2 protein-coding genes are annotated in these 1,001 nt (G+C 67.6%); one reads left to right on the top strand and one right to left on the bottom strand.

What is annotated here, in order from left to right; translation table 11 throughout:
- On the bottom strand, nucleotides 1-378 hold a 378-nt coding region (locus ACZ7HQ_RS46035; RefSeq protein ID WP_471003754.1), incomplete at its 3' end, for a polyprenyl synthetase family protein.
- A gap of 159 nt (nucleotides 379-537) precedes the next feature.
- Between ACZ7HQ_RS46035 and ACZ7HQ_RS46030 the strand changes: the two genes are divergently transcribed.
- Nucleotides 538-1,001: oligopeptide:H+ symporter (locus ACZ7HQ_RS46030; protein WP_471003751.1), on the top strand; the 464-nt coding region annotated here is incomplete at its 3' end.

The raw sequence follows: 1,001 nt of genomic DNA, 5'->3' as shown, positions 1-1,001 counted from the left end.
GAAGAGGAAGTCGCCGGTGAGGACGGCGACCGAGTTGCCCCAGCGGGTGTTGGCGCTGGGCACCCCGCGCCGCACGTCGGCCTCGTCCATCACGTCGTCGTGGTAGAGCGTGGCCAGATGGGTGAGCTCGACGACGACGGCCGAGGGGACGACTCCCGGCGCGTCGGGATCCCCGAACTGTGACGCGAGCATGACCAGCAAGGGACGGAACCTCTTGCCCCCGGCACGCACCAGGTGCTGGGCGGCGTCCGTGATGAACGGGACATCGCTCTTGGTGGCTTCGAGCAGCCCTGCCTCGACAGCGGCCAGGCCCGACTGGACATCGGCCTCAAGAGCCTGGTCCCGCACGTGCAGTCCGAACGGCCCGACGACGGTCACGGGGGCATCTCCTGTCTGCTGACGATCACACGCAATGTCGATGTGTCGCTGTCTCTCGAATCGACTTCAGCGTATCCGGTCCTCTATGGATCACCGTGGGCGGCTTCCCATGACCGCCGGTATGTTCGGGATCAGCTCATACGATCAGGAGTCACTGTTTTGTCCCACAGCACCGCCGCCACCGAGCCGACCCAGCCGCCGCCCGAGGACGACCACGCCTTCTTCGGGCAGCCGCGGGGCCTGATGACCCTGTCCGGCCTGGAGGTCTGGGAACGGTTCTCGTTCCTGGGCATGCAGGCCATTCTGGTGCTGTTCTTCGCCGACACCGTCAGAGACGGCGGCATGGGCATGGACCCCGGCACCGCCGCGTCCGTCTCCGCCGCCTACGGGACGCTGGTCTATCTGGTCTCCGTGGCGGGTGGCTGGCTGGCCGACCGGATCCTCGGCTCGTACCGGGCCGTGCTCTACGGCGGCGTCCTCATCGCCTGCGGCCACTACTCCATGGCCGTCCCCACCGACGCCATGACCTGGGTGGGTCTCGGCCTGATCAGCGCCGGAACGGGCCTGCTCAAGCCCAATGTGGCCTCCATGGTCGGCAAGCTCTACCGCACCGACGACGAACG

This window comes from Streptomyces sp. NPDC037290 (genome assembly GCF_055603245.1).
This window is presented reverse-complemented; position numbering and strand designations above follow the sequence as displayed.